28 protein-coding genes are annotated in these 23,329 nt (G+C 36.4%); 19 read left to right on the top strand and 9 right to left on the bottom strand.

What is annotated here, in order from left to right; all coding sequences use genetic code 11:
• Positions 1-8: 8 nt before the first annotated feature.
• Entirely contained in the window at positions 9-1,043 is a 1,035-nt protein-coding gene (locus tag MKY29_RS18870) for a Gfo/Idh/MocA family protein (RefSeq protein ID WP_093495907.1), read from the top strand.
• 98 nt (positions 1,044-1,141) lie between these two features.
• On the opposite strand, the gene MKY29_RS18865 is transcribed toward MKY29_RS18870, so the two are convergent.
• The gene (locus tag MKY29_RS18865) at positions 1,142-1,885 is read right to left on the bottom strand and encodes an SDR family NAD(P)-dependent oxidoreductase (RefSeq protein WP_093495908.1); all 744 of its coding nucleotides are present in this window, start codon (positions 1,883-1,885) and stop codon (positions 1,142-1,144) included.
• Positions 1,886-2,304: 419 nt separating this feature from the next.
• On the opposite strand from MKY29_RS18865, the gene MKY29_RS18860 reads away from it, so the two are divergent.
• The 4 genes from MKY29_RS18860 to MKY29_RS18845 are packed head-to-tail and all read left to right on the top strand — an operon-like array spanning position 2,305 to position 4,311.
• The gene (locus tag MKY29_RS18860; RefSeq protein WP_340880548.1) at positions 2,305-3,447 is read left to right on the top strand and encodes a GTP-binding protein; all 1,143 of its coding nucleotides are present in this window, start codon (positions 2,305-2,307) and stop codon (positions 3,445-3,447) included.
• Positions 3,444-3,593 carry a 50S ribosomal protein L33 gene (gene rpmG, locus MKY29_RS18855; protein ID WP_090568728.1) on the top strand — a complete coding sequence of 50 codons (150 nt, stop codon included), beginning with the start codon at positions 3,444-3,446 and terminating at the stop codon, positions 3,591-3,593. The genes MKY29_RS18860 and rpmG overlap by 4 nt, the downstream gene beginning before the upstream one ends.
• 52 nt (positions 3,594-3,645) lie before the next feature.
• Positions 3,646-3,915, top strand: a complete 270-nt coding sequence (gene rpsN, locus MKY29_RS18850; RefSeq protein ID WP_090568730.1) for a 30S ribosomal protein S14 — start codon at positions 3,646-3,648, stop codon at positions 3,913-3,915.
• Positions 3,916-3,957: 42 nt separating this feature from the next.
• The gene (locus MKY29_RS18845; protein WP_340880547.1) at positions 3,958-4,311 is read left to right on the top strand and encodes a hypothetical protein; all 354 of its coding nucleotides are present in this window, start codon (positions 3,958-3,960) and stop codon (positions 4,309-4,311) included.
• A gap of 190 nt (positions 4,312-4,501) precedes the next feature.
• Here MKY29_RS18845 and MKY29_RS18840 read toward each other — a convergent pair whose 3' ends face one another.
• Positions 4,502-4,933, bottom strand: coding sequence for a MarR family winged helix-turn-helix transcriptional regulator (locus MKY29_RS18840; RefSeq protein WP_340880546.1), 432 nt, complete (start codon positions 4,931-4,933; stop codon positions 4,502-4,504).
• A 117-nt stretch (positions 4,934-5,050) separates the two neighbouring features.
• Here MKY29_RS18840 and MKY29_RS18835 point away from each other — a divergent pair, with 117 nt between their 5' ends.
• Entirely contained in the window at positions 5,051-5,638 is a 588-nt protein-coding gene (locus MKY29_RS18835) for an NAD(P)H-dependent oxidoreductase (RefSeq protein ID WP_241600097.1), read from the top strand.
• A gap of 99 nt (positions 5,639-5,737) precedes the next feature.
• Here MKY29_RS18835 and MKY29_RS18830 read toward each other — a convergent pair whose 3' ends face one another.
• The 3 genes from MKY29_RS18830 to MKY29_RS18820 all read right to left on the bottom strand — a co-directional run bounded on the left by MKY29_RS18830 (position 5,738) and on the right by MKY29_RS18820 (position 7,427).
• Positions 5,738-6,304, bottom strand: a complete 567-nt coding sequence (locus MKY29_RS18830) for a permease (protein WP_340880545.1) — start codon at positions 6,302-6,304, stop codon at positions 5,738-5,740.
• 278 nt (positions 6,305-6,582) lie between these two features.
• Positions 6,583-6,975, bottom strand: a complete 393-nt coding sequence (locus MKY29_RS18825) for a rhodanese-like domain-containing protein (protein WP_340880544.1) — start codon at positions 6,973-6,975, stop codon at positions 6,583-6,585.
• A gap of 20 nt (positions 6,976-6,995) precedes the next feature.
• Positions 6,996-7,427 (bottom strand): MarR family winged helix-turn-helix transcriptional regulator, encoded by a 432-nt coding sequence (locus MKY29_RS18820; RefSeq protein ID WP_340880543.1) that lies wholly within the window; start codon positions 7,425-7,427, stop codon positions 6,996-6,998.
• A gap of 209 nt (positions 7,428-7,636) precedes the next feature.
• Here MKY29_RS18820 and MKY29_RS18815 point away from each other — a divergent pair, with 209 nt between their 5' ends.
• Complete coding sequence (locus MKY29_RS18815) at positions 7,637-7,879, top strand: hypothetical protein (protein WP_093495913.1); 243 nt, start codon at positions 7,637-7,639, stop codon at positions 7,877-7,879.
• A gap of 34 nt (positions 7,880-7,913) precedes the next feature.
• On the opposite strand, the gene MKY29_RS18810 is transcribed toward MKY29_RS18815, so the two are convergent.
• On the bottom strand, positions 7,914-8,447 hold the full coding sequence (locus MKY29_RS18810) for a dihydrofolate reductase family protein (RefSeq protein WP_241600089.1): 534 nt from the start codon (positions 8,445-8,447) through the stop codon (positions 7,914-7,916).
• Positions 8,448-8,856: 409 nt separating this feature from the next.
• Between MKY29_RS18810 and MKY29_RS18805 the strand changes: the two genes are divergently transcribed.
• The 8 genes from MKY29_RS18805 (at position 8,857) to MKY29_RS18770 (ending at position 16,111) form a co-directional block, all read left to right on the top strand.
• Entirely contained in the window at positions 8,857-9,012 is a 156-nt protein-coding gene (locus MKY29_RS18805) for a hypothetical protein (RefSeq protein WP_241600087.1), read from the top strand.
• Between the two features lie 587 nt (positions 9,013-9,599).
• Positions 9,600-10,631, top strand: coding sequence for an SIS domain-containing protein (locus tag MKY29_RS18800; protein ID WP_340880542.1), 1,032 nt, complete (start codon positions 9,600-9,602; stop codon positions 10,629-10,631).
• Positions 10,632-10,678: 47 nt separating this feature from the next.
• A complete protein-coding gene (locus MKY29_RS18795) occupies positions 10,679-11,950 on the top strand; it encodes an ABC transporter substrate-binding protein (protein ID WP_340880541.1) in 1,272 nt (423 codons plus the stop codon).
• Positions 11,951-12,013: 63 nt separating this feature from the next.
• On the top strand, positions 12,014-12,898 hold the full coding sequence (locus MKY29_RS18790) for a carbohydrate ABC transporter permease (RefSeq protein WP_340880539.1): 885 nt from the start codon (positions 12,014-12,016) through the stop codon (positions 12,896-12,898).
• A gap of 3 nt (positions 12,899-12,901) precedes the next feature.
• A complete protein-coding gene (locus tag MKY29_RS18785; RefSeq protein WP_340880538.1) occupies positions 12,902-13,798 on the top strand; it encodes a carbohydrate ABC transporter permease in 897 nt (298 codons plus the stop codon).
• 10 nt (positions 13,799-13,808) lie between these two features.
• On the top strand, positions 13,809-14,627 hold the full coding sequence (locus MKY29_RS18780) for a PfkB family carbohydrate kinase (protein WP_340880537.1): 819 nt from the start codon (positions 13,809-13,811) through the stop codon (positions 14,625-14,627).
• Positions 14,628-14,695: 68 nt separating this feature from the next.
• Positions 14,696-15,436: a GntR family transcriptional regulator gene (locus MKY29_RS18775; protein ID WP_340880536.1), complete on the top strand. Its 741-nt coding sequence runs from the start codon at positions 14,696-14,698 to the stop codon at positions 15,434-15,436.
• Positions 15,437-15,451: 15 nt separating this feature from the next.
• Positions 15,452-16,111 (top strand): HAD family hydrolase, encoded by a 660-nt coding sequence (locus MKY29_RS18770; RefSeq protein WP_340880535.1) that lies wholly within the window; start codon positions 15,452-15,454, stop codon positions 16,109-16,111.
• Positions 16,112-16,365: 254 nt separating this feature from the next.
• On the opposite strand, the gene MKY29_RS18765 is transcribed toward MKY29_RS18770, so the two are convergent.
• Positions 16,366-16,473 carry a putative holin-like toxin gene (locus MKY29_RS18765; RefSeq protein WP_340880534.1) on the bottom strand — a complete coding sequence of 36 codons (108 nt, stop codon included), beginning with the start codon at positions 16,471-16,473 and terminating at the stop codon, positions 16,366-16,368.
• 341 nt (positions 16,474-16,814) lie between these two features.
• Here MKY29_RS18765 and splB point away from each other — a divergent pair, with 341 nt between their 5' ends.
• On the top strand, positions 16,815-17,843 hold the full coding sequence (gene splB, locus MKY29_RS18760; RefSeq protein ID WP_340880533.1) for a spore photoproduct lyase: 1,029 nt from the start codon (positions 16,815-16,817) through the stop codon (positions 17,841-17,843).
• A gap of 124 nt (positions 17,844-17,967) precedes the next feature.
• Here the strand turns inward: splB and MKY29_RS18755 are convergent, their stop codons facing one another.
• Positions 17,968-18,861 carry a LysR family transcriptional regulator gene (locus MKY29_RS18755; RefSeq protein ID WP_241600083.1) on the bottom strand — a complete coding sequence of 298 codons (894 nt, stop codon included), beginning with the start codon at positions 18,859-18,861 and terminating at the stop codon, positions 17,968-17,970.
• Between the two features lie 119 nt (positions 18,862-18,980).
• Here MKY29_RS18755 and hutG point away from each other — a divergent pair, with 119 nt between their 5' ends.
• Positions 18,981-19,964: a formimidoylglutamase gene (gene hutG, locus MKY29_RS18750; protein ID WP_340880532.1), complete on the top strand. Its 984-nt coding sequence runs from the start codon at positions 18,981-18,983 to the stop codon at positions 19,962-19,964.
• A complete protein-coding gene (gltS, locus tag MKY29_RS18745; RefSeq protein WP_090568799.1) occupies positions 19,948-21,141 on the top strand; it encodes a sodium/glutamate symporter in 1,194 nt (397 codons plus the stop codon). The genes hutG and gltS overlap by 17 nt, the downstream gene beginning before the upstream one ends.
• 434 nt (positions 21,142-21,575) lie before the next feature.
• On the opposite strand, the gene MKY29_RS18740 is transcribed toward gltS, so the two are convergent.
• Positions 21,576-21,971 carry a pyrimidine dimer DNA glycosylase/endonuclease V gene (locus MKY29_RS18740; protein WP_340880531.1) on the bottom strand — a complete coding sequence of 132 codons (396 nt, stop codon included), beginning with the start codon at positions 21,969-21,971 and terminating at the stop codon, positions 21,576-21,578.
• A gap of 451 nt (positions 21,972-22,422) precedes the next feature.
• Here MKY29_RS18740 and MKY29_RS18735 point away from each other — a divergent pair, with 451 nt between their 5' ends.
• Positions 22,423-23,127 (top strand): DUF421 domain-containing protein, encoded by a 705-nt coding sequence (locus tag MKY29_RS18735; protein WP_340880530.1) that lies wholly within the window; start codon positions 22,423-22,425, stop codon positions 23,125-23,127.
• The last annotated feature ends 202 nt before the right edge of the window (positions 23,128-23,329 follow it).

Here is a 23,329-nt window from a genome sequence, read left to right as displayed (position 1 = left end):
GTAATCATATGGGGTTAAAAGTAGGGATTATTGGGTGTGGGTCAATTACTAAATTGCGCCATGCACCAGAATATAAAGCAAATCCATTCGTGGATGAAATCTTTTTTTATGATCGAAACCCTGAACGTGCAGAGGCGTTAGCAGTCATGTTTGATGGTACAGTAGTACAAAGCGTGGATGAATTATTTACAGATCCCACGATACAAGTAATTAGTGATTGTTCTTCGAATGAATATCACCATATATTTTCCACTAAAGCACTATTAAATGGGAAGCATGTTCTGTGTGAAAAGCCAATTTCCCTTACAATTGAACACGCAAAAGAAATACTTGATGCCCAAAAGCAATCCGGGAAAAAATTTATGGTAGATCATAATCAGCGATTTACTCGCGCGCATCAAAAAGCGAAAGAAATCATTAAAAGTGAAGAACTTGGTAAAGTGCTGACTTTTAGAACAACTTTTGGACACTCGGGACCGGAACAATGGGGAATAAATAAATCAAATTCCACATGGTTCTTTCAAAAGGAGCGTTCTGGTCTTGGTGTTGCTGGAGATTTGGGAATCCATAAAGTGGATTTATTGCATTACTTATTAGATGATGAAATTGAGCAGGTAAGTGCCTTCCAGGGAGCACTCGACAAAGTCGATGAAAATAACGAACCGATAGAAGTATGCGATAACATCGTATGTAGTTTAAAAACAAAAAAAGGTCGTATAGGTACTGCTACGTTCTCTTGGACATATTATGGTGAAGAAGATAATAGTACAATTATCTATTGTGAGAAAGGCATTTTGAAAATTTATCATAGTGAACAGCATCAATTAGAAGTGATTACAAAAGATGGAGAGAAAATACAATATCAACTAGAGAATATCCAAACAAATAACAATCAAACAAATAGTGGTGTAATCGATGCATTTATCGAATGTATTCGCTTTGACCAACAGCCGCTTGTCACTGGAGAGGATGCATTATCTTCGCTAAAAGTCATTTTAGGTATTATAGAAGCGGCTGAAACGAATGCGGTTGTAAAGATATAAAGCACAAGGGTTAAATTAAATTTAATATAAAAGCCGTTTTCTGAGTGAACAGAAAACGGCTTTTATATTATAATTATGATATTTTTTTGTGAACCTAACTATTTCGCAGTATAGCCGCCATCAACGTGAATAGTAGTACCAGTTACGAAGTCATTTTCTGCTAAGAAGACAACTGCGTGAGCAATTTCTTCAGGGTTACCAAGGCGACCCACTGGATGTTTTGCTACTAAACCATCATAGAAATCACCTAATGATTCTTTATTTACTAAACCTGATTCGATGAATCCCGGAGCTACAGCATTTACTCGAATGTTACGATCAGCATATTCTAATGCAACTGATTTTGTGATTAAGTTAACTGCACCTTTGCTAGCTGCGTAAGGGATTGACGTTGGTTCCCCAACAGTACCTAAAATCGAGGACGTATTAATAATTGCACCGCCACCAGTTTTTAACATTTCACGAAGTGCATACTTAATACCATAGAATACACCATCTTGGTTTACGGCGATAACACGTTTGTATTCATCATCTGTTAATTCGTGTGTAGGTTTTTGAATACCAATACCAGCATTGTTGAAAATAATATCTAGTTGACCAAATTTATCAACCGCTGTTTTTACAAGGTTTTCAACAGATTGCTCGTCTGCTACGTCTGTACGTACAAATAATACATTTTCAAACGTTTCTTTTAATTGTTGTTCTACAGCTTTACCAGAATCCTCGTTGTAATCACCAATAACAACTTTTGCACCTTTTGCTAAAAAAGCTTTTGCAGTAGCTAATCCTATACCAGAAGCTCCTCCTGTTACAACCGCTACTTTATCTTTTAAATCAGTCATGATAAATCCCTCCAATTAGTTTATATAAAAATTAATAACAATCTAATTGTATTCCTCTATTTAAGATATTTCAAATTAGAGAATCCTAATTATAAGGTAAATATTAAACGAATATTAGCACTTGGTGAAGATGGTGTAGTTTTAGGTTATTAACCTATCTCGAACTATCTTATAATATCCAACAACCTAGCCCTTCAAACATTTATAATTAAGGTTTTTTCCTGTTTTGTTTCCATAGGAAATGAAACGCCAGAATATTAAACGAGTTGATAGCACTATTTTTTTGAACAAATATTAGTATCAAATTTATTACAGCTTGATAATAATACTTGCAGTTTGTTTGGAAACAATATAATATTTAAATCGTAATCGTTACTATTTAAAATTCGATACAATTGTGTTGAATGGTTAGGAGAAAAATGGAGAATAGAATACCGGTAACAATATTAAGTGGATATTTGGGTTCAGGAAAGACAACTTTACTGAATCATATTTTACAAAATCGTCAAGGGCTTAAAGTAGCGGTCATCGTAAATGATATGAGCGAGGTGAACGTTGATGCTTCTTTGGTAAAACAGGGTGGTTTTTTACGTACGGAGGAAAAGTTGATTGAAATGCAGAATGGGTGTATTTGCTGTACGCTGAGGGAGGATTTGGTAATCGAAGTGGAGAAGTTGGCTAAACTTGGAGATATTGATTACATCGTAATTGAGTCCTCTGGTATCAGTGAGCCTGTTCCGGTAGCTCAGACATTTACTTATATTGATGATAGCCTGGGCATCGATTTATCAAAGTTTTGTAAACTAGACACTATGGTTTCTGTCATAGACGCAAATAGATTTTGGCAAGATTTTTCTTCTGGAGAAACGTTGCTAGATCGTAAGGAAGCAGCGACTTATGACGATGTACGGGAAATAGCCGATTTACTTATTGACCAGATTGAATTTGCGAATGTATTAATTTTGAACAAGGCTGATTTAGTTGATGAAGAGACAATAGGCGAGTTAAAAGCTGTCCTTAAAAGCTTGAATCCAGATGCGAAAATCATAGTGACAGTAAACGCAAATCTTGCTTTAAACGAAGTATTGAATACAGGCTTATTCGATTTTGAAACATCCAGTCAAGGAGCGGGGTGGATTAAAGAGTTAAACGAAGAACATGTTCCTGAAACCGAGGAGTATGGTATTGCCTCTTTTGTCTATCGAAGTCAAAGACCTTTTCATCCAGAGCGCTTAATGAATTGGATTATGGATTGGCCAGTTGAAGTGATACGGACTAAAGGATTTTTATGGCTAGCAACTCGGGATGATACTGCTGTACTGCTATCTCAAGCTGGGCCATCTCTAGGGATAGAAGGAGCTGGAAAATGGGATATGGAGTATGGCATCAAGATGACAGAACTAGTATTTATCGGAATAGATATGGACCAGCAACAAATCACATCCGACCTAAACCATTGCTTGTTGACAGAACACGAGTATGCACAGGATTGGACTAGTTTTTCTGATCCACTACCAGCTTTTGAAATTGGTATTCAGATTAAAGAGGAGGAAGTAAGATGAGAGTAAATATCACGTTGGCCTGCACAGAGACAGGTGATCGCAATTACATAACGACCAAAAACAAAAGAAATAATCCAGAGCGTATTGAATTGAAGAAATACTGTCCAAGACTTCAGAAGGTAACACTTCACCGAGAAACGAAATAAAAAATTTTACGTAATTTTAAAACGTAATGATTACGATATAGGAGAGGGTAAAATGGCAAAAAAATCAAAAGTGGTAAAAGATAAAAAGCAACAGAAAATGGTGGCCCATTACGCAGAGCTTCGTAAAGAACTGAAAGATAAAGGGGATTACAGGGCACTAAGCAAGTTACCGAGGGATTCTTCACCTTCACGCTTGAAAAACCGTTGTGAATTGACTGGTAGACCGAGAGGTTATATGCGCAAATTTAATATGTCACGTATTGCTTTCCGAGAGCTTGCACACAAAGGACAAATCCCTGGAGTTAAAAAAGCAAGTTGGTAATGAAGTATTGAGGTATTATGTACTAACAGGGAGGTGAGGGAAATGAACGAACGATTAATAGAGTTTCTCTTAAGAAGTGAAGTCGCAAATCTCCCAAAAGAAAAACAACGCCTTTATAAGTTTATTGTTGATGCAGAAGACTGCTTGGTCGATATAGCGGAAACAGTCGATGAGTTTCAACAGTTGTTAGTGAAACACTCTCCATATGAACAGGCAGTACACCATTTCAACATACCTTTCGATGAGATTGTATACATGATGGATGAAATTGAAACGGAGCTTAACAGAAAAGTTAAAAAGCGATGTGAAAAAGTGGAATGGATAGATTATACGGACCAATTTTCTCGAAGCGTTACAGCTAATAGCAGCAAACGCATATATTTGTTTATCAATTAGTGGAGTTAGTTATTTTCAAAATTGAATGTATGGACAATAAATAAATTCCCTAAATAACAAGAAGTGAAAAAGAGACCTGAACGGTCTCTTTTTCATGAAGTTATGTGTTTAAATCCTAGATAATCATTTCGTAGTGAGGATTATCTATAACGAACTAAACTATTTATTAATCCTTCATTTTAAACTTGTGCTATGGATAAAATAGTTTTGTTTGAAGAATATCCATAGCACGTTCAATATCATCTAAATCTTCTTTGGAAGCATTCTCTAGTCGCTTTAGAAAACGAGCTTCTATAGTTGCAAAAGCTTCGTTCATCATGGCTTCTCCATCATTAGAAAGACGAATATATTGTTTTCGTCGATCTTCGGTATCATTTAATTTCTCGATTAAATTTTTCTTACTTAACTTGCTGAGCTCACGACTTGTGTTCGGCATAGACATGTTTTGACAATCGTTAATTTCACTTGGCGTCACAGGTTGACTAACTGAAATATATTCAAGAATGCTATATTGAACCTGCGAAATGGAGTCTGACTTCGCATTTTTTGTTAGTTCATGTGTTACTCGATGAACAGAAGATGTAAATGATACTAGTTTATAAAAAAGAGCATTTTTGTCCATTTCTCTCACCTCTTATAGACAAGGTAACAAAAATGTTATCGAAAAACAATTATCATTTGATAATTAAATTTCTTCGTGCTATTATTTAGTTATCAAATGATAACAAAGAGGTGCGCTATGAAGATGTTGTTAATTTACACATATCCAAATCACAAAAGTTTAAACTATGCATTTTTACAAAAAGTTATTGAGGGGAGTAATGAAAATGCCAATATAGAAGAGTTGCAGGTTTTAGATTTATATGAAGAGAATTTTGATCCTCTACTAGTGTTTAACGAGCAAAAGCGAAGACGTGATATGTATACTGATCCAAATATTGAAAAATATAGGAAACAAATTATGTGGGCAGACAAAATTGTTTTTATCTATCCAATATGGTGGGGGAGACCACCCGCAATGCTATTGGGATATATAGATCAATTATTTTCCTCTAATTTTGCTTATAAAGATAAGAAGGGACTTTTTCCAGAAGGACTTTTAAAAGGAAAGTCTGTAGTATGTGTGTCTACCATGAAGGGACCAACTAATTATCCATTTCTTTGGTTGAACAATTCTCACAAAATTTTAATGAAAAGAGCACTATTTAATTTTGTTGGTATCAAGAAAGTGAAGTTCTTTGAATTTGGAAATATGGAAAGTCCGAAGGGAAATCAAAAGAAAAAGTTAGAAAAGGTTTATAATTATTTCAAAAAGATTGAGCATTAAGAAAACCGAAAACGATTTGAACAACAAGATAAGTACATGAAAGTCATAAAATGATTAAATGGCATGATTCGAAGTAACACTGAATCATGCCTCATTTAGTTACATGAAAGCATTAATAAATAAAGACAGAAAAAGAAAGGTAGTCATGGCACATCCAGCTGCAATGCCTTTTCCTCTACGTTCTGGATCTGCCGATTGGAGTGCGTGCCTAAAGTAAAAAAAAGAGCCCGCAGAAATAAGGAGAAATTCTAATAGAAAGCTTGCTGAAACAGATTCCCATAGACCGAAACCAAGAAGCGGAAAATCACCTACATTTCCAGGGAAAATAGGCATATCCGGTCGATGAACGATCAAATCAAGAATCCAATGGCTAAATACGACGGCTCCTGTTATAACTGCTGATTTTTTACCCCAAAATACTCCTGCAAGATACGCAGCTATTATGGAAAGAAATAGTGCCCCAATGAAGGAATGAGTATAGAATGCATAAATCATCGCATTAGCATATCCACCATCGCCCAATGGCTCTATCGACTCTTCACCTGCTAAACTAAATGGTACAAAGGCAATATCAAGCAATTGGGAGCTGACTAGTAGCGACCAAAGTGGCAGTTCTGGAGCCTTACTTTTAACAACAGCGGCAACTCCAAAGTGTCCAGCGAACATCTCAACCACCTCCTTAATAATAACTTTAATGAAGCACTTCCATTATAACTTGCCAGTGCAAGTGGTATTATAAAGTATTTGTAAATTTTTCAGATAATTGCGTACTGTTAGTCTGTTATCTTATAAATGGAGATATATTAAGAAATTTCATATGGAGGGCATTAGTATTGATAAAGTAAAGTGAAGAGTTAATGGCTGACGGAGAATATTATAAAAGCTTAAAGGAGATTAGAATTTTCTAATCTCCTTTAAAGCGACTCCAATTCACTTTGGAACACTCAACATCTGCAATTATCAGTTACTTTAGTATCTTGGGCTATTTCTGAAACAGGAAAGTCCATCTCTTGCCAAGCTGCAATACCCCCGGTTAACTCTTTAACTTTATAATCTCTTTCTAATAACACTTTCGCTACTTTGGCAGCAGTATTGCACCAGACATCCCAGCAATACACAATAATTTCCTTGTCCTTTGGAATTTCACTTAAGCGATTTTGTAATTCTTGTTCTGGTATAACATTCGCATCTTTTATAGTTAACCTTCTTACATGGGCTGGACCGTTTCTAACATCGATTAAAAAGTATTTTTCGGAATCCATTTGGTGGGATTTCAGAAAATCCATAGGGCTTATAGTTGCTTCGAGACGTGCATTAAAATAATCTAGTGCGTTCATATTTGATATCCTCCTATTTTCTACAGTGAGCTCCAAACTTTAACAAGGAACTCTTTAAACAATTGTTTCTCTTGCTGATTTAAAGGGGTTAAAACTACCGATTCTACATGGCTCAAAAACTCCCACCGGGAATCCAGTACTTCTTTTCCTTTCCTGGTAATTACAAGGCTATATGATCTTCTATCCTTAGGATTTTTTGTCCTCTCAACAAATCCTAGGGTTTCCAGATGATCAATATGACTCACCATGGTTGTGCGATCGATCTGTAGGTTTTCAGAAATGTCTTTTTGTGAGGAGTAAGGATTTCCCTCAATAAATAAAAGTACTCCATATTGTCTGGCGTTAATAGTGAAGTCGACAAGTCCATCAGCAAACTTACTTTCCATTTCCTGTAATATCTTTCCAAGTAAAAAACCATAGGAATTATTCCATTTCTCCATTTTAATTTTCATCTCCCATATTAATCAGTTTAATATATAATCAGTTTAACTGATTAATTTATGGGAAACAAGTATCTAAATTTTATAATCTGCAGAAGAATATCTATATAAAGTCTTCCAAAGAAATAAGAGAAGTTTATGTGAGAGGAAACTAAGTTATACTGCAGGAAATTAGATTAAGTACTGAGATTCATAATTTCGGTTGAACAGGAGTTATTAAAGTGAAAGAATTCAAAGTAACTTACTTTTTTGATGAAAACCATTATATAAGAAGATTTATCAATGTTGAGTCTCAAGAAAAGGCGGTAGAGTTAATTCAAAAAGAAAGGGATGAATTTATTTCATTTATCGATAGCAGGGGGATATACCATGAACTGAACACCAGCGGAGTTAGAGTGACTCAAATATCGGAATATCACAGAATAGATAAAACAAAGAAAGCATTAGGGTCTGATAAAACCTGATGCTTTCTTCGTTTTGCTATCTTGTCTTTGTTGTTTACCTTTTTACTTCATAATGCAACTCAGCAAACTGATTAAAACGATTGATGCTTTTTAAGGTAAGCTCTAATTCAAAATCAACTTCTTTAAACAATGGAATCCCTTTTCCGATTAATACCGGAGACACTGTAATAATTAGCTCATCCACTAATTTTTCATTGATAAATGAGTGTATTAGATCTCCACCACCCATTACCCAAATACTTTTACCTTCTTTGTTTTTCAAGTGATTCGTTAAATCGACAACATCTCCACTGAAAAATTTGACGTTCTCATTATCCTGACTTAAGGTTCTGGAGAAAACATAGCATTCCTTACCCTCATAAGGGAAGCTTTCAGTTTCTTGTTCAAGGAGCCAGTCGTAGGTACGTCTGCCCATAATAACCGTATCTACTGTGTCATAGAAGTCAGAATATCCATTATCTCCTTCACCATCTACCTTAAACAACCATTCCAAAGAGTCGTCCTCTGTGGCGATATATCCATCTAAGCTTGTTGCAATGAACAATACTAGTTTTCTTTGATTTGTCATAATAATCTCCTTTTAATTTGATTTCTAGAGAGACCACACCAAACAGGTTATAGATATAATAACGGAATTTCTTTCAATATGGGTTGTTGAGTGGGTTGCACAACGTGTCTGGTAAGTTCTTGTGTAAAAGTAGTATAAAGGTACCCGGGTTAAGATACAACACAGAAAAAATTCTAAGTAGTGTGGAAGTGGTGTCTAACAAAGGGAGCTTTAAAATATAGGAGAAAATAAATGAAAATCTCGTTTCATAAATATCTAGCTTCACCAAGGTTCTGAGTGAATCTTGACCTGTTTCCGGTTTTGGGATAGAAGGAAAATGCTTGAATCATGAAGGTTTTAATAAAAAATGTTAGAAGTGAATTTTTTAGGGAAAAGAAACATTAAGAAGAAAAATAGGAAGGTGAATATGATGAAAAAAGAGTCGAACCATGAAAAGGATTCAAATCAAAAAGATCTAACTGTTGAGCAAGGAAAGTCCAATGAGTTAAGTGAAAAACAGAAAGAAGAACTTCAAGTGAAAGATGGCCAAAATGATCATCATGTGGATGAACGGGGCGGAAGATAAGTGTAGAAAGTTAATAGGATGAAATCCATGACTTCATGTGGCATGCTAACTTAAAAGAATCAAACAATAAAAACACCTTTCATTTAAGAGCAGGTATACAATACCTAATCATTAATGGAAGGTGTTTTTTCTATGGGAGAAAACCATAAGGGATACGGTCGAATCAATTTTCACAGTCATGAAGGATTTAAAATTAAAATAATAGTCATGATAATTACAGAATTAACGCTTGTTATGAAGGCACCACCGTGTATTAGGTATGACCCGTGAACAATTGATAGTTTTAAGTAAGGTCTAACATAGGAAGCATGTTAAATCCAAAGGTTAATACTACATATGACCAACGGTTTTTCGACTAGACGTGAGCATTTAGAAGCGGTAAATTACCCTACTATGCTTTCATTAAAATCCTGAGAAGAAAAAATATTTTTTTCTATGAATAATGACTTTTTCTATTTGTAACCAATAATATCAACGTTTTAGCTACTAAACAGAAAATTTATAAAGTATTGACTTTTCAGAAATATAAATCTATTATAAAAATAATATAACGTTATATGACGTTATAAAAAATGGAGGTGTTACTTTTGGTACAGACTCAATCAGAAATCAATCAAAAGAACAGTTCAGCAGTTTCTGTTGAAATGAGAAAGGAGCATGCAGAACAGATCGAGAAAGCTCTTCAAGCAGTTCAGGGCCATGATGTTCAAAATATCTTCTTCGTTGCTTGTGGTGGATCGATGGCATCATTATCTTCCGGAGATTATTTCGTCTCGCGTGAACTGTCTCTACCCACAGCAACGTATACATCGAATGAATTCATTCACCGATCACCAAAGATTTTAGGTGATAAGAGCTTGGTGGTATTACGATCTCATTCCGGAACCACTCCAGAAACAGTAGAGGCTGCATCATTCGCAAAAGAGAGAGGCGCACTAACTGTCGCTATCACCATGGATTTAGAGTCTCCATTAGCAAAGGCTGCAGAATATATCATTCACTATAATTACAAAGACGGTTCAAATGCCATCGATGGAGAATTAGGGATGTATTATACATTCATCTTTAAATTGTTGAATCAGTTAGAACCGAATCAAAAATTTGAACGAGTTGTTGAACAATTGAAGACAATTCAGTCATTAATCGAAAAGAATGTGGAGAAGTTCTCCGTTCAGGCAGATGCATTTGGTAAAAAGAACAAGCGCGAAGAAAGCATTTACACAATGGCAAGTGGAGCTTATTATTCACACGCCTACTCATTTACTAGCTGTCTATTGATGGAAATGTTATGGATTCACTCAAATGCCATTCATGCCGGAGAATACTTCCATGGCCCATTTGAGATTACAGATGACAATGTACCTTTCCTTGTAGTGATGGGGGAAGGTTCTAGCCGTCCACTGGACCAACGTGCCTTAGACTTTGTAACAAAGTTCAGTGATAAAGTTGAAGTAATAGATGTGCAGGACTTTGATTATGGGCAAACAGATGAAGACCTTCGTGAATTTTTTGGACCATTGCTTGCAGGACCGGTTATGCGTCTTTATGCAGACGGTCTAGCAGAACATACAGGACATCCATTATCTGTACGACGTTATATGTGGAAAATGGAATATTAATATTCAGTCTTTTCAATTAAACTAATGAATCAAGGGGTGAAGAATTAGTGAAGAAGACATATTGGCTGTTGTTCAGTTTATTGGTTGTAGGATTTTTATTGGGAGCTTGTAATAGTGAGGATGAAGCACAAGGTGCAGAAGGTGATGTGGTAGAGATCGACTTCTTCCATCGTTGGCCAAATGAACCAAGAAAGTCTTTCTATGATGATAAAATCAAGGAATTTGAAGCTGCTAATCCAGGAGTCAAGATCAATGTAGATCAGGTGTTGAATGATTCATATAAAGAGAAGATTCGAGTACTTGTATCGAATGACGAACTCCCTGATATCTTCACCTCATGGTCTGATTCTTTTGCGGAAAATCTTGTGAGCTCTGGCCGTATCATGGAACTAAACGATATCCTATCAGATGACACGACATGGTCTGGAGAGGTTTTAGAGTCTCAGTTTGGTGGCTTTACATTTGATGATGTGACATATGGTGTTCCTTTTACTGTAGATGGCAAAGCTTTCTTTTATAACAAAGAGGTCTTTGAACAAAACAATCTAGAAGTTCCCCAAACCTATGAAGAGTTCATTACAGTTCTTGAGGAACTACAGGCAGCAGGATATGAGACACCTTTAGTGGAAGGACTTACAAATACATGGGCAATTTCTCACTACCTAGGAACTATTTTTCAACGTGTGGTAGACCCTGCTGTACTTGAAAAAGACTATGCTGCTGAAACAGGAGAGTTCACAGATAAGGGTTACGTTCGTGGACTGGAGATTTGGAAAGAGTTAACGAGCTACATGGGTGATGTATCAACAGCCATTGACCATGAGGCTGCTCGTAATATGTTTGCCGCAGGTGAAATTCCCGTTCTCTACATGCAATTTGCAGAAGTGAAGATGGTTCAAGATGCTTCGAACTTTGAGTTTGGTTTTTTTAACTTCCCTGAAGTTGAGGGAGGAAAAGGAGATCAGAAAGCATTGACTGGAGCGCCTGAAGGATGGGTGCTAAGTAAAAATGCTCCACCGGAAGCAGTTGAGTTCTTAAAGTTTTTAACTTCAGCTGAAACAGCGAAAGAGTTTACAACTGTTGACGGTCAATTGAACGCGATTAAAGGCGGGGTAACTGAAGAAACATCAAACCCTACAAGCCGAGAAGCATATGACATTATTTTAAATGCATCCGCAACTGCACCATGGTTTGACAATGCAGTAGATGTCAACGTAGCAGACGTGTTTATGCGTGGTGGTCAAGATATCGCCACAGGTGTTAAGACCCCTGAAGATGTGTTACAAGAAGTCCAAGAAGCTGCGAAAAAGCTCCATTAATTCTTTAATTCAGGTCCAGTGTGCTGCTGGGCCTGAATTTTAAACAGAAGGTAGGTCGCTTAGATGAGTTTAAAAAGAATCAAAATAATACCCATCCTTTTCTTGTTACCAAGCCTGCTTTTCTTAGGGGTCTTTGTCTATATACCCCTTATTCAAAACTTTTATAACAGTTTTTTTGACTTTAGTGTATTTTCTCAGGTAAAGGAATTTGTTGGTTTCAAACATTTCGTAGAATTATTTAATGACAAAGTTATCTTGATCGCTTTAATAAATAATATCAAATACGCAGTCATCTCTGTTATTTTCCAAGTATTTATAGCTTTGGTACTTGCAGCTATTTTGGAAGATCGTTTATTTAGAAAATTCGCCCCCGCTCTACGGGTTATATATTTTATACCAGTTATGGTATCAATCTCTGTAATTGCTTTACTGTTCAGCTTTATCTACAATCCCCAAATGGGTCTACTGAACAGTTTTCTGGAACTGATCGGTCTAGAGGAATTGGGTAAACCTTGGTTAGGTAATGCAGGAACAGCGATTTATTCAGTTATTGCGATGTCGCAGTGGCAGAGTATTGGATTTATTACAATGTTATTTATTGTGGCTATACAAAAAATACCGAAAGAACTTTATGAAGCAGCTGAGATCGATGGAGCTGGGAAGGTCAGAAATTTTTTCAGTATCACTGTCCCACAAGTGAAAGAGACCATGTTTGTTAATGTCTTGATTACAGTTACAGGATCTATCCTAGTATTTAATGAACCGTACATATTAACGAATGGGGGCCCGGGTTTCAGTTCGATGACTCTTGCCGTTCATATGTACCAGTTAGGTTTCTTTAAAGATAACATGGGCTATGCGTCGGCTGTTGCAACATTGATTTTCCTTTTATCTGCTATTTTTGCTATTACACAAATTCGGATTTCTGGAACGGGAAAGGATGATTAACTGATGACGCTAAATATTGATGAATCTGTAAGCTCGGTGAAAGTAAGTCCTTTCTCTAAATTCAAATCTAAATGGAAAGCCAAACTCACAATCTCAGGTGGACTGATTTATCTCGGACTATTGCTTTTAGCTTTCATCATCCTATATCCACTCTATTGGATGTTTATTTCATCATTTAAAAGCTACGATGAGATTTATAATAATGTTTGGAGTCTGCCACAAGTCTGGCACTTCGAAAACTATACGAATGCATGGTCGAAAGGGATCTCTAGTTATTTTGTAAATAGTATGTTTGTAACCATAACTACAATCATTTTAGTAGTATTAATCGGTTCTATGGCAGCATTTGTCTTATCTCGCTACAAAACGAAATGGATAGATGTCGCACTTCTATTTATGATTGGTGGGCTCATGATGAATCCTCAAGTAGCACTTATCCCGCTTTTTGAAATTTTGTCTTGGGCAAATCTGATCAATACACACTGGGCCTTGATCTTGTCCTATGTTGCATTTCGTCTACCACTTACTATCATTCTGATTCGTGCATTCTTCCTTAGTGTACCTAAGGAGTTAGAAGAATCTGCTATTATCGATGGGTGTAGTGAGATAGGGATTTATCTAAGGATTTATCTACCTCTTTCCATTCCAATCTTGATAACTGCCGTCGTTTTGACAGCGTACTTTGCTTGGAATGAATTCATGTTTGCAACAGTATTCATCGATTCAACAGATTTAAAAACTATTCCTTCAGGGTTGATGTCATTTAGAGATGCATTAAGAACCGACTGGGGTGTTTTACTTGCCGGAATGGTCATTGCAACAATTCCTATGATAATTTTATTGATTGTGCTTCAAAAATATTTAGTTCGGGGTTTGTCTGAGGGCTCAGTGAAAGGCTAAGGTGAAATAAATGAAACTCATAGCAGTAGGAGATAATGTTGTAGACTGTTATTTAGATAAGAAGGTATATTTTCCTGGAGGAAATTGCGTCAATGTAGCAGTGAATGCAAAACGTGCCGGAGCAGAAGTTATTGAATATATCGGCGTATTTGGAAATGATGACAAGGCTCTGCATATACAAGATGTGCTTTCTAAAGAGGAAATTGAATTTAAAGATGCACGCTATGCAATAGGAAAGACAGGACAGCCTCAGGTCGCGATCTCTGAAGATGGTGATCGAGTCTTTGTTGGAGGACCTAAAGATACTGTCCAACATCGTTTTAAAATCAATCTGCTACCGACAGAACTCGAAAAGATAAAAGAGTATGATGTGTGTCATATCAGTGTGTATTCTTCGATGGAAAGTGAATTGAAGAAAGTAGCTGCCGTCACATCTGTTTCTTACGATTTTTCAAATCGAGTAGACCTTGAGTACATTCGAAGTATAGCCGGTTCTCTCAGATTTGCTTTCTTCTCAGCATCAGATCTCACTTCCATAGAAATCAAAGAGTTGGTCCAGGAATTGGAACCGTTCGATATAGAAGTGGTTGGCATAACACGGGGTGATCAGCCGGCAATGTTTGTGCATAAAGGACAATTCTATTATCAAGTACTACGACCAATCAAAGTGGTGGATACGATGGGGGCTGGGGACAGCCTAATAGCGGGATTCTTAGTCAGTTATCTGAATGGAAATTCAATTGAACAGGCAATTCAGGACGGGACGATTTCAGCAGAGAAGACTTGTCAAATAGAAGGTGGATTCGGTTATCCTAAAGAATTGAGCTGATAGTGTTAGGTACTCTCCTTACTATTTAGGTACAATGAAAGTAAACGTGAATAAGAGGAGAGTTTGGTATGAGTAAATTACCGCAGTCAAAAGGTAATCCTACCTTTTTATATGAAGAGGCGATAGCCCATATACGAGAGCTGATTCAGAATCAAAATCTTCATACAGGTGACAGGATCCCTAACGAATCTGAACTTTGTGAGATATTGAATGTCAGTCGAATCACGATCCGTCGTGCCATTAAAGAGCTAATTGCAGACGGTGCCTTAGAAGTCGTGCATGGAAAAGGTACTTTTGTAAAAGCAAGTAAGACTCAGTTACATCTATTGAATTTGAAAGGATTCACAGAAGGTCTATCTTCCGAAGAAAGAAATATTCAAAAGTCGATTATCTCTAAAAAAGTTGTACTGAATCCAGAAATCGGACGAAAACATTTTGATGGAAGATACACAGAATTTATAGAATTGGTTCGAAAAGTATTTGATGAGGATGGTTATTTGAGTTTGGATTACGCCTACCTACCGACCGAACTATACCCGAATATCGAATCCAAGATTGAGGATCAAACATCTACTTTCCAGTTAATCAAATCTACTTATAATGTTAAGTTTGCAAGAGTAAATAAAGAAATCGAATATTCACTACCAACACCAGAAATCTGTGAATTGTTAAATATTAGTAAGACATCGCCTGTTATTCGAGTGAAGAAGAATATATTTGATCATAAAAATGAACCTATTCACTATTCTAACTATTACTTAATTGCAGAACGTGTGAAACTATACATCGAAGCAGACTATAGTGAATAAGAGGGAGGCTGTTTGTTGATAAAGGGAATTATTTTTGACTTTGACGGTCTAATTCTTGATACAGAGTCACATCAATATGAACTGTTTCAGCATCTTTTCGAAGAACATAATGTGGAGCTGCCCTTCGAAAGATGGCTTGCATGTATAGGAACCAAGACCGACTTTTCATTGTTCAGTTATTTGACTGAACAGAGTATCAACAAAATTTCCGAAAAGCAGTTGAGGTCAGATTTTCATCAGCTGTTTGTGACTGGACTAGCAGAGATGGAAGCGCGTGAAGGTGTTAGGGAATATTTGAAAGAGGCAAAGGAGTTAGGTTTATCGATAGGATTAGCCTCTTCCTCTGATAGAAAATGGGTAAGAGGACATCTTAGTAATCTAGGTTTAATCGACTATTTTGATTGCATTTTAACCTCAGACGATGTAGAGTACGTTAAACCTTCACCGGAACTATACACCAAAGCAGTCAACTGTTTGGGACTGAAGCCTGATGAGTGTATTGCCTTTGAGGACTCAGTAAACGGTATGACAGCTGCAAAAGCGGCGGGCCTAACTTGTTTTGTCGTCCCTAACTTTGTTACTTCTCACATGACATTCAATGGCATGGATGGGAGACTGAGTTCTATGAATGAAAAAAGCCTTTCAGAAATTATAGAAGCGGTTCAAGGTAACTGAAAATAAATATATTAAATAAGATTAAGATGTTATGAGTTTGATTTTCTTACGGTGGTTAAGAAAATCATTATTCGTAGCTGTCGCTGTATAACCTATGTATTTGTTGAATACAAAAAAGTTTCTGTATACAATGAACTTAGAATCATAATATAAAAAGACTGGATACTCTAATATCCACCCCTACAACTGCTAACCGCAGAAAGAGCGGTTGGTCCTGGACCTAAAATAACCGTCGAACCTTTGCTGAGGGACGGTTATTTCTTTTTAATAAAGAAAATAATCAATGTCACAACGATTGAAAAAGCTGCTAAAATTACAGCACTTAGCTGTATTAACAAGCTGATTGCTTGGTATATGGTCAATGGCATCACCTCCTTGAAAGGAAGTGACAAACCGCCCGCTCTGCTATGCAATTGTGCCTTTATTATCACTTAAGAAAATGAACGTTCTGTATTATATCGAAGATCATATTAAATAAACTATCCAGGAAAGAAACAATCAGTAATGTTTCCTTTCTGGATTTTTTAATACTTCGCAAGAAACATTCGTGTTAGTTTGAAAAAACATGAATATCTAAACATTCGTGTTTGTTTGCTACACAGGGACAAGCACAATTTTCATAATTTCTCACTTTTAAGACAAGCTATAAAAAAAGAGAAAGGTGATCGAATGGATTATAATTATGGAATAGGTATTATGCAATATGAATAAGCCCTTCGTACCGCAGCTTGTATATTTTGAACCCAATGCACTAGATTATCCGCTTGGAAAAGAACTGAAGCAAAAGTTTGAGAAAATGGGGATTGAAACGCGTTTTACGACTTCGCATAATCAAATTCGGGATTTGCCTGGTGAAACGGACGCTCAAAAATATCGTATTGCAAAATCCACCTTAGTGGTAGGTATTCGAAAAACGTTAAAATTTGATACGTCCAAGCCTTCGGCAGAATATGCAATCCCGCTTGCGACGGGGTGTATGGGACATTGTCATTATTGTTATTTGCAAACGACGATGGGGAGCAAACCGTATATTCGAACTTACGTAAACGTGGAGGAGATTTTCGAAGCGACGGATCGCTACATCGAAGAACGAGCACCTGAAATTACTCGATTTGAAGCTGCGTGTACATCCGATATTGTAGGGATTGATCATTTAACGCACTCATTAAAAAAAGCAATTGAACATATTGGTCAAACAGAATTGGGTAGATTACGTTTTGTGACGAAATTCCATTTTGTCGATCATTTATTAGATGCCAAGCATAATGGGAATACCCGATTCCGTTTTAGCGTAAATGCTGACTATGTCATTAAAAATTTCGAGCCGGGCACATCTCCTTTGGATAAAAGAATTGAGGCAGCAGGGAAAGTGGCAAGAGCTGGCTATCCGCTAGGCTTCATTGTTGCTCCCATTTACCTTCATGATGGTTGGGAGGATGGCTACCGCAACATGTTTGAACGACTTGATAAGGAATTGCCACAAGATGCAAGAGATGATATTACATTTGAATTCATTCAACATCGGTTTACAAAACCCGCGAAAAAAGTGATTGAAAAGAATTATCCAAAGTCAAAACTGGAGTTAAATGAAGATGAAAGACGCTACAAATGGGGTAAGTATGGAATTGGTAAGTATATTTATCAAAAAGACGAAGAGGATGAAATAAAATCTCGTCTATACGGCTATATGGAAAAGTACTTTCCGAATGCGAAGTTAGAGTATTTTACTTGAGCAATCATAAAAAGCGTAAGGCTTCTGGGAACAGAGGCTTTACGCTTTTTTTTGTTGTCCCTGTGTAAGAAACATTCGTGTTAGTTCAAACAAACACGAATGTTTGAATTTTCATGTTTGTTTGCTACACAGGGAGCACATTAAAATACTGCTTTGTCTTATTTATAAACGTATGAATAGCAGGTGATACGTAGCGGTTTTTTAAATATGTTAAATAGACAGTTCTTTCCAGTGCAGGTGAATTAATAGATTTTTTTACAAGTGTATTATCTGGGAGGGCTTGAAGATAGTTTTCTGGAATTAGCGTAATTCCAATACCTTCTCGTACCAGACTTAATGCTGTTTCAAAGCGTTCAATCTCGTACTTGATGGTAGGAATTATATCTTCCATTTCAAAAGCATTCAACACATCTTCTCTTGTTTGAAAACCTTCACTACTAATAATGAACGGCTCTCCTACAAGGTCTTTTAATGTTACTGATGAATTATTTGTTAACGGATTGCTTTCATGGAGTACTAATACGAGTTTTTCATTATATAAAGGAATGGTTTCGATATCGTTCTCTTGAATAAATTGATTTGTTATGATGGCGTGTGTCTTGTAGTTTCGTAACGAATTTTTTACATTATCACCACTTAGAACTTCGGTTAATTTTATGCGCATATTGGGAAAATCATCATTGTATTGAAGAATCACCTTTGGAATCCAATGCTTTACTGACTCAATCATTCCAAGTTGTATCTCCCCACTTCCTATATGCTTTACTTCATCCATTTCTTTTTTTACCCTGTCCATCTCTAATAAAAGTTGAACTGCTTTACTATATAAAATAGCTCCTGCCTCAGTTAACTCAATGCTTCTCGTATTACGATCAAGAATTTGAAAGCCTAAATCACTTTCTAAACTTTTTATGGCATTACTAAGGGATGGTTGAGATATATGCAGTTTTTGTGCTGCTTTAGAAAAGCTCTTATAGTCGACAATCGTCACAAAATACGCCAGCTGTTTTAAATCCATAAATGTCACTCCTATTATTTATAGTTTCAAACTATATATTTATAGTAATTATATATTAGAACTAATAAATGTGTTGATTTATAATTGATAAAAATATAAATTCATAAATTTCAGAAAGGATGAATGGTTTGCTAAAAAAAGTAAATGAGGATATTTGGTTAGGTCGGACTGATCATCTTGAGAATAGAACAAGTTTCCGATATCACCAAATTGTTGAATTGGAACAAATAGAAAAGCTTGAATCCTTAAATGAAACTTGTGTAATTATCGGTTTTGAAAGTGAAGAGGGTGTGCGTAGAAATAAAGGTCAACTAGGAGCAGCAAAAGCACCTAACGCATTACGGTCAGAATTGGCAAAGCTACCCTGGAAACTTTCTAAAGAAAAACGTCTTGCAGACATAGGGACAATTGAGTGTATTGGGAATGGCCTAGAAAAAGCCCAACAACAACTTGGGGAAGTAGTTAATAAAGTTCTAAATAAAAAAATGATCCCGATTATTCTTGGCGGCGGTCATGAAACCGCTTACGGACATTATCTCGGTGTTCGGAATCATATTGGAGAAGATGCAAAATTAGGGATTATCAATATTGATGCACACTTTGACTTACGGCCATACGATGAACAGACTTCTTCGGGGACGATGTTCAGACAAATACTTGAACAAGATGAAAATAGTAATTATTTCGTTCTTGGTATCCAACGATACGGGAATACACAAGAGCTATTTGACAAGGCAGATGAATTAGATGTTACCTATATTTATGAAGAGGAAATGCATCATGGACAGTTTGAACAAGTAAATACAGCTTTAGAGAAGTTCATCCATAAACATGACTATATTATGCTGACAATATGTACAGATGTACTAAACGCTGCATTTGCACCTGGTGTAAGCGCTCCATCACCGTTTGGTTTGGATCCGACTATTGTTCGTGCGATTATCAAGGCAGTAACTTCCCATGATAAGGTGTTGTCTTTTGATATTTCCGAAGTAAATCCGACCATGGATGAAAATAATCGAACTGTAAAACTTGGAGCATATTTAACAAATGAAGCAATTACATCATTTTTAGGAGGAAGAAAGAATGACACTAGCTCTTGACCAAATTACAACAATCTTTCTTTCCATAGCACTTTTGGTTTTAGGTACATACCTAGTAAAGAAGGTTGGATTTTTAAATAAGTTCTGTATACCCGCTCCGGTGGTAGGTGGATTACTATTTGCATTCCTCGCTACAATAGCCAAATCGTTTGGTTTGTTTGAAGTTACTTTGGATACATCTTTACAAGGATTGTTTATGCTGACCTTTTTTACTACAGTTGGCTTAGGCGCAAGTTTTAAGCTCGTTAAATTAGGTGGAAAGTTACTAGTTATTTACTGGCTAGCTTGTGGATTTTTAGCGCTTGCACAAAACACAATTGGTGTGTCTATGGCATATTTGTTTGACCTTCACCCTTTAATAGGAATGATGGCTGGAGCAGTTTCAATGGAAGGTGGACACGGTGCAGCAACTGCATTTGGACAAACTGTTGAAGACTTGGGCATTAATTCGGCACTTTCTATCGGTGTAGCAGCTGCTACGTTTGGTCTCGTTGCAGGGGGACTTATTGGAGGGCCAATTGTTAAATATCTTGTTACAAAGTATGATTTGAAATCAACGGAAACCGATGATGATACACCACAGGTTGATCTTGAGGAAAATAATAAAGCAATCAAAACGAATACATTTTTCACACAACTACTGCTAATCACTTTCTGTATGGCACTTGGTACATACTTAGGAGGCTTGTTCTCCTCAGCAACAGGATTTGTTCTTCCTGGATACGTTGGGGCTATGTTTGTAGCAGTTATCGTGAGAAATATTGTGGATAAGGTTAATCCTAAAACCGTAGATATGAAAAGTATCGGTTTAGTAGGTGACATTTCTTTAGGTATCTTCTTATCCATGGCACTAATGAGCATTAAACTATGGGAAATAGCGGATTTGGCGCTTCCTTTAATCGCAATCGTCATTGTCCAAGTTATATTCATTGTTCTTTTTGGCATCTTTGTTTTGTTCCGTCTATTAGGAAAAGATTACGATGCTGCTGTAATGGTAGCAGGATTCACGGGACATGGCTTAGGTGCAACGCCTAATGCAATGGCGAATATGGCTGCTGTAACCGAAAGATTTGGCCCATCGAAAAAAGCATATCTAGTCGTACCAATTGTTGGAGCATTCCTCATAGATGTGTTTGCAATGCCTATTATTATTACGACAATTAACTTATTCCAATAAACGATAAATAATCCCTTGTTCATGTTGTTGAACAAGGGATTAATTATCGTCCTTGAACATTCGTGTTTGTTTGCTAAATCAAGAACAATCAACAACTTGCGATTTCTCGAAAGTATATTGCGATTCTCGAGGTAGACCTTGCGATTAGAAGCACTTGACTTGCGATACGCACAAAAACACGATTCAACTTGCGATTTGTGTTCCTGAACTTGCGGTTTTCCGGAAGTATATTGCGATTCTCGAGGTAGAACTTGCGATTAGAAGCACTTGACTTGCGATACGCACAAAAACACGATTCGACTTGCGATACGCACAAAAACACGATTCAACTTGCGATTTGTGTTCCTGAACTTGCGGTTTTCCGGAAGTATATTGCGATTCTCGGGGTCGACCTTGCGATTCGTATTACTTGTACCCAACACAAGAGTGAATAATCACCCCATCGCTTCATACAACTTCGTTAAAGCCTCATAACGCTCCGCATCAAAATCCTTCTGACCGCGCATAAACTTTTCTTTTAGATTAAAATAACATATCTCAAAATATTCCTCGTTATGATGATGAATGAAAGGATGCGCCACCTTCTCGTTAGATCCATCTCCGAAGTAACACTCCATTTTATCTATCGTGCGAATATTAATATTGCGTGAACGCATTTCATGCAAAACAAGCTGGGTATAGGCAAACAAATCGTCTTTTGAATAGTCATAAATATAGTTAATCAAAATATGACGGTCTTCCTTTGCAAAAATACTATTCAATTCACGCCACTGTGCCAACAGTTGGGATTTCGGCAAAACGTTTAGTAAACTGTGGTGCCATAAACGCAAAAAATCACCTCCTGTTCAATCTATTGATATGATAACAAAATAATTTCATTTTTATGTTCATAAAACCTTCCAGTAATGATTGAAGTCGATGAAACACTCTAATTTCCCTATTACAATAAAATGAAAACAATAATAGTGGTTATTTTATTATCAGTTCATAATGATTATTAAAACCGTGATTGTCTGTTCTTCATTGTAAAAATTGGATGTAGCTTCTTTCCTTTTTTATCCACTGAATACTATCTATAGCATTTTGTGGGAACATTCCTTGTCTAATTCCTCGATTTGCTCTTCTTTTATCCAAAAGTTATTATTCCATAAACATACAAACGCTGAAGGAGAATATGTTCCTATCTTTAAATGTTCAATTAAATTTATCCCCTAATTATGATTAATAGAATGACATCCGCACAGAATAAGTAGTAGCTTCTGTAAGAAAAGGATGTGTCACATGGATTTTTTTCAAAGTCAGGAAACGTTAACCACTATTGAATGGGTTCTTCGAGCGGTTGTTGCATTTGTCTTTTTAATCATTGTTGCTAAAGCCTTAGGGCAGCGTGCCATCTCTCAGTTAAGACTTTTAGATTTTGTGATAGCATTAGTCATTGGAAATATAATTGCCCATCCATTATCTGATGAGAATCTAGGGCTAAAAGGGTCTGTTACTACAACAACTGTATTGGTCACCTTATATCTGGGTGGGATTTTTCTAATACTTAAATGGCCATGGTTTAGAAGACTAGTAACGCCTCCTCCAATCGATCTTGTGAGGGATGGTGAGATTATATATAAAGGGTTAAAAAAGGCGAGAATCTCTATTGATGTTTTACTAGAGGAACTCCGGGAGGAAAAGGTAGAGGACGTAAAGAAAGTGGCATTAGCTATTTGGGAGGCAGACGGGAAAATTTCTGTATTTTTGAATCCACAATATAATCCAATAACCCCTGCAAACTATCAGATGGTAACAGAACCTTTTGATTTACCAAAGCTAATAATAAAAGAGGGGAAACTAGAATCTAGGGAGTTAAAACAAATTAATAAAGACGTGGAATGGGTAGTTTCTAACTTGAAAATTCAATATCAGACCGATATAACAAACGTTCTGCTTGCTACCATAGATAAGAAAGATAATTTGAAGGTTTTTTTATATAAGTAAATTGAATTGAACTTTGTGTAAGTAACATTCATGAATGTTTTTAACCTTTGTAATTTGTTTGCTACACAGGGGGGAAATCCAATTCACGCCATTGTGCCAGCAGCTGGGATTTAGGCAAAAAGCTTAGTAAACTGTGGTGCCATAAACGAAAAAAATCATCTCCTGTTCAATCTGTTGTGCGGTAATTGTAACAAATTTCAAA

Origin of the sequence: Psychrobacillus sp. FSL K6-2365 (assembly GCF_038003165.1) — a bacterium.
Classification (GTDB): Bacteria; Bacillota; Bacilli; order Bacillales_A; family Planococcaceae; genus Psychrobacillus; species Psychrobacillus psychrodurans.
This window is presented reverse-complemented; position numbering and strand designations above follow the sequence as displayed.

Excerpts from the sequence above, each read along its gene's own strand:
- MKY29_RS18870 (WP_093495907.1), top strand. The coding sequence starts at position 9 with ATGGGGTTAAAAGTAGGGATTATTGGGTGTGGGTCAATTACTAAATTG.
- MKY29_RS18865 (WP_093495908.1), bottom strand. The coding sequence starts at position 1,885 with ATGACTGATTTAAAAGATAAAGTAGCGGTTGTAACAGGAGGAGCTTCT.
- MKY29_RS18860 (WP_340880548.1), top strand. The coding sequence starts at position 2,305 with ATGGAGAATAGAATACCGGTAACAATATTAAGTGGATATTTGGGTTCA.
- rpmG (WP_090568728.1), top strand. The coding sequence starts at position 3,444 with ATGAGAGTAAATATCACGTTGGCCTGCACAGAGACAGGTGATCGCAAT.
- rpsN (WP_090568730.1), top strand. The coding sequence starts at position 3,646 with ATGGCAAAAAAATCAAAAGTGGTAAAAGATAAAAAGCAACAGAAAATG.
- MKY29_RS18845 (WP_340880547.1), top strand. The coding sequence starts at position 3,958 with ATGAACGAACGATTAATAGAGTTTCTCTTAAGAAGTGAAGTCGCAAAT.
- MKY29_RS18840 (WP_340880546.1), bottom strand. The coding sequence starts at position 4,933 with ATGGACAAAAATGCTCTTTTTTATAAACTAGTATCATTTACATCTTCT.
- MKY29_RS18835 (WP_241600097.1), top strand. The coding sequence starts at position 5,051 with ATGAAGATGTTGTTAATTTACACATATCCAAATCACAAAAGTTTAAAC.
- MKY29_RS18830 (WP_340880545.1), bottom strand. The coding sequence starts at position 6,304 with ATGTTCGCTGGACACTTTGGAGTTGCCGCTGTTGTTAAAAGTAAGGCT.
- MKY29_RS18825 (WP_340880544.1), bottom strand. The coding sequence starts at position 6,975 with ATGAACGCACTAGATTATTTTAATGCACGTCTCGAAGCAACTATAAGC.
- MKY29_RS18820 (WP_340880543.1), bottom strand. The coding sequence starts at position 7,427 with ATGAAAATTAAAATGGAGAAATGGAATAATTCCTATGGTTTTTTACTT.
- MKY29_RS18810 (WP_241600089.1), bottom strand. The coding sequence starts at position 8,447 with ATGACAAATCAAAGAAAACTAGTATTGTTCATTGCAACAAGCTTAGAT.
- MKY29_RS18805 (WP_241600087.1), top strand. The coding sequence starts at position 8,857 with ATGAAAAAAGAGTCGAACCATGAAAAGGATTCAAATCAAAAAGATCTA.
- MKY29_RS18790 (WP_340880539.1), top strand. The coding sequence starts at position 12,014 with ATGAGTTTAAAAAGAATCAAAATAATACCCATCCTTTTCTTGTTACCA.
- MKY29_RS18785 (WP_340880538.1), top strand. The coding sequence starts at position 12,902 with ATGACGCTAAATATTGATGAATCTGTAAGCTCGGTGAAAGTAAGTCCT.
- MKY29_RS18780 (WP_340880537.1), top strand. The coding sequence starts at position 13,809 with ATGAAACTCATAGCAGTAGGAGATAATGTTGTAGACTGTTATTTAGAT.
- MKY29_RS18775 (WP_340880536.1), top strand. The coding sequence starts at position 14,696 with ATGAGTAAATTACCGCAGTCAAAAGGTAATCCTACCTTTTTATATGAA.
- splB (WP_340880533.1), top strand. The coding sequence starts at position 16,815 with ATGAATAAGCCCTTCGTACCGCAGCTTGTATATTTTGAACCCAATGCA.
- MKY29_RS18755 (WP_241600083.1), bottom strand. The coding sequence starts at position 18,861 with ATGGATTTAAAACAGCTGGCGTATTTTGTGACGATTGTCGACTATAAG.
- hutG (WP_340880532.1), top strand. The coding sequence starts at position 18,981 with ATGAATGGTTTGCTAAAAAAAGTAAATGAGGATATTTGGTTAGGTCGG.
- gltS (WP_090568799.1), top strand. The coding sequence starts at position 19,948 with ATGACACTAGCTCTTGACCAAATTACAACAATCTTTCTTTCCATAGCA.
- MKY29_RS18735 (WP_340880530.1), top strand. The coding sequence starts at position 22,423 with ATGGATTTTTTTCAAAGTCAGGAAACGTTAACCACTATTGAATGGGTT.